Origin of the sequence: uncultured Vibrio sp. (genome assembly GCF_947488985.1) — a bacterium.
Taxonomy (GTDB): domain Bacteria; phylum Pseudomonadota; class Gammaproteobacteria; order Enterobacterales; family Vibrionaceae; genus Vibrio.
In genome coordinates this window covers 1-3790 of record NZ_CANLBV010000169.1, presented here as the reverse complement: position 1 = coordinate 3790, position 3790 = coordinate 1, and the positions used below count along the sequence as shown (strand labels likewise).

General features: G+C 43.5%; 3 protein-coding genes. 1 reads left to right on the top strand and 2 read right to left on the bottom strand.

Annotated elements, in window-relative coordinates; all coding sequences use genetic code 11:
- Nucleotides 1-550: 550 nt before the first annotated feature.
- The gene (locus Q1A70_RS19290) at nt 551-2083 is read right to left on the bottom strand and encodes a DUF3612 domain-containing protein (protein WP_299695497.1); all 1533 of its coding nucleotides are present in this window, start codon (nt 2081-2083) and stop codon (nt 551-553) included.
- Between the two features lie 169 nt (nt 2084-2252).
- On the opposite strand from Q1A70_RS19290, the gene Q1A70_RS19285 reads away from it, so the two are divergent.
- Nucleotides 2253-2852 (top strand): hypothetical protein, encoded by a 600-nt coding sequence (locus Q1A70_RS19285; protein ID WP_299695499.1) that lies wholly within the window; start codon nt 2253-2255, stop codon nt 2850-2852.
- Between the two features lie 289 nt (nt 2853-3141).
- Here Q1A70_RS19285 and Q1A70_RS19280 read toward each other — a convergent pair.
- Nucleotides 3142-3790, bottom strand: a 649-nt coding sequence (locus Q1A70_RS19280; protein ID WP_299695501.1) for a GGDEF domain-containing protein, incomplete at its 5' end; no start/stop codon positions are given.

Below are 3790 nucleotides of genomic sequence, written 5' to 3'. Positions count from 1 at the left end.
TTACTTTTGGCGAAGCAAATTATAACTCTTTACCATGCTGTTTAAAAAATACTCACGAAAGATCAACACGCCTTAGTGAAAAGCATATATTCGCGTTTTTTATGCGCGTCATTTGGCTTCGTTTTTTTTGAGTGGGGAGGAGGGGTATCAATTTAGGAGCAATCGACTAGATAGTAACAATCTGCTCAACGCTATAGCGGTTCACTCAATTCAATGCTGCAATTTTCTCAGAGAAATAGAAGTTTAATGATTTATTAATAACAACGTAATCATTAGCATTTTTATCGAATTTTGCAATTTGCAATGTCAGTTTGCAAAACAAACAAGGTTTAACAGTCGATAAGTGTCCAGATGCGTAGTAAATACGTACTTTTAAAGTTGGCATGCATAGTGCATTACTTATTGCGACCCTTCTTAAGCCGAGGGTCACCTAGCCAACTGACGTTGTTAGTGAACCTTTATTGTTCACACAAAATATATGACCAATCACCCTTTTTGTGATTGGTTTTTTTTTGCCTGAACTTTTATCATGCCTGTATCGTGACCACTTTTAACTTTCATCACATCTAGAGTAGCAACTAGGCTGACGTGGACACTCACCACCTCTAGAGCAGATGAGTCTTGCTTTCGTTTCTATCCCACGTTCAATCCAGTTTATATTGAGGATTTTGGCTACCGTTGTCAGATCTTTCTTGATGCTATTCGGGATCGCGACGGAGCCGCCATTACTGACGCAAGAGGCTTTCAACTCTTCGGCAATCGATCGAGAGTCTCCACCTTGAGCATCAATCGCAGGATTGAGGTCTATCCCTGCACACAGTACGCGGTTGTTACCCGCAGGATCCGTCATATTGATCGATTCACAACAGTATATTCTTGGCTCATCTCCGACATTTAAAATGGATATCTGGGCTGAACTCCCCGCCCGAGGCTCTGATAATCGGCGGAATACAGCCCAGTGTTGGCATGGGTCGGCGACTGTTCTCATATTTCCCCAAGGTAATGGGATCCCGTTACCACGGTAGACCGCTTTGAGTTTTCCTGGTCCATAAGCATCGAAATAGTGCCAATGAGGGTAGGGCGATACGACCGTCATTCGACGCATCGCTACAGAGGGGGAAACCCCTGCTCTTTTATGAACGTCTATCTCATAGCCTGTGCGGTCAAGTAGCTGTCTAAACGGAACTTTTGGGCACAGTAACGCGCCAGCAAAGAAGCTGGATTCAAAATCACGCCATGCTTGTAAAATGTCTTGAGAATTGAGTGGTGAAGAGCCAGACACTTGGCTGTCGTCCCAAGTATTGTTGTTACCAACAGACAGAACGCTCTTCAGTCCCTCCTTGCTATGCAAGATGCAATGACCAATGTAGACCGACAAGTCGTACTTCAGTCTAGTGGGGTATTCTTTAAGGATCTCGTTTAAGAAAATAGTACCGGGTGGCTCAAAGAATGAGGTCACTAACTGTTTGGCATTGATACCTAGCTCATCGACGACATCTTTGGGCGTACGGGTTACCCAGCGAATGTTTATGCCAAGGTTCCTAGCAATATCGATAAGGTCTTCAACGCTTAGGTTAAGGCGTTTTAAGCCAACTTCTTCAGCGGCACGTTCAAGATCTGGGAAGTGGTTCTGGTTACTCTCTTGATGAGCACGGATCAAGAGATGGGCAAATTGGCGGCCGGAGATCCCTGTTTGTGACAGCATCTCAGGGATCGCAATTTGCAGGATATCGTTGGAAAAAAGAAAACTTGGCTCAAGGGCCATACCACTTATTCCCCCGCGATTTCCTTTATCAGGGGCGATGGCTTGTTGTTCTGATTCATCGTCGAGAAACCACTCCGGATTTTTCTGAAAAACCTGTGCGATCACCTCTAGCATATCGATACTTGGCACCCGCTTTCCACGTTCAATCATTGAAAGATAAGAAACAGAAGGCGCATATTCTGGATTGATTCTGATGCAACGCGCTGACAAATCTTCCATGGTTAAATGGTTACGTTTCCTGAGGTTACGTATTTTCGTACCGAGAAAATGTGACTGACGAACTAAACTTTTAGACAAGGCCATATTTGTAAAATTCACATTGTAAAATTTTTGTTGTGAAATTGTATGTAAAAAAGCGCTAATCTACAAACTAAGCAATTCACAAAATGACAAATAAATTAAACGTTAGTTTGGAATAATTGCTCTAGTACACATTTTTGCTTTATAAATCGGTGGTTTTCGCCGGACTGGTCAAGAGGGAAAGACTATGAATATGCTTACATTCGATAAAACAGAAATCCAAAAACAATCAAAGCCATTTATCGCTGAAGCTGTCTTTGCCGTGGAGACAATCAGTGCAAACCAACAAACAGAAAAGCAAGTGAAAGCAAAACAGCTGCTTGATCGTCTGTTTCCACTAGAGAGCGGATCCCATCAAGACGTAACTAGCTATGTAGTCGATTATCGTCATATCATGGCCTACTTTAAAGATGGTCAGCACAGTGGCTTGAAGCACCCTAAGCAGTTTGTCGCTTACATGGGGGAGAAGAGCGATCCCGATTCGATCTTGTTCCGAGATGGCAGTGGAAGTCACTTAGAGGTGATATTTGGTTGTCATAAAGGGACGGGGTGTATTGAGTTGGTGGCGATCGATGATATTCAGTTGGAGACATGCACCACTTTTGGTTTGTCGCCAATGGAAGCAACCTCAATGAATGAAAACCAACCAAGCACTGCTGCAATGCGCCACTGGATAAGCTTGGTTAAAGGTGACGAGAAAGGCAAACCAAAAGCTTGCAGTGAAGATAAAGAATTCAAAGCGAAAAGTGGTGAAGATTACTGTCTGAATTACTGCTACCAGTTGTAAATCTTATCCTAGTAGATAGTTGAATGAGTAGATAGGTGTATACGCTCTGAGAGTAACCGCTGATTTAATGAATACACTAGAGATAACAAAAGCCCCAAAGATCAACGTAGTTGTTGGTACTTGGTACTTGGGGCTTGAGTTGATTGATATAATCAGCAGAAATTGAGTGTTTAGACCTCGTTTACGTGCTCGTTTTTGCTTACGTACTCGCTGATGATTAAGTACTAGATTTCGCTGACGAGCAGTTTCTCTCTTTCGTGCAAGGATGCGCGGGGATGGACTCCAACTCCTAGAGAGGCATTACTCGGTTGCGGCCCAGTGACTTAGCTTCGTAAAGCAATTTATCCGCACGTTCAATAAGTGATTGAGGGGATTCGTTAGGCTCTAGCTGAGCGACACCAAACGACGCTGTAATGTTGCTTACTTGCTCTCCGCTACGACGATCTTTAATCGACATCTTTTCTAAAGAGCGTCGATTAGTATCAGCAAGTTGACGGGCGATGCGTACGGATTTATTCGGTACGATGAGCGCAAACTCTTCCCCACCAAATCGATAGGCGGAAATCCCTTCGCGGCAACTTAATTTCAGCTTACGAGCAATGCCTTTTAGAACCATGTCGCCAAATAGGTGTCCATAGGTGTCGTTGAAATTTTTAAAGTGGTCGATGTCGAGCAGGATCAAGCACAGAGATTGATTGGCTTTACACAATGTCTCTAAATCTTGGTCGAAAGCGCGGCGGTTATAAAGTGTCGTGGTGCTATCAAACAGCGCGTCTTTTTGTACTTCGACAAGCTGGCTCTTAAGCTTCGTGATTTCTGATGTTGCAGAGTTGAGCTGAGAGTTTAAGAACTGAGTCGAGTTACTAGGGCGTGTTGATCTTTCGTGGTTAAATTTTGTTCGAGATAAAAGCGTTTTAATCGCGGCGAGGGGGAAGTAG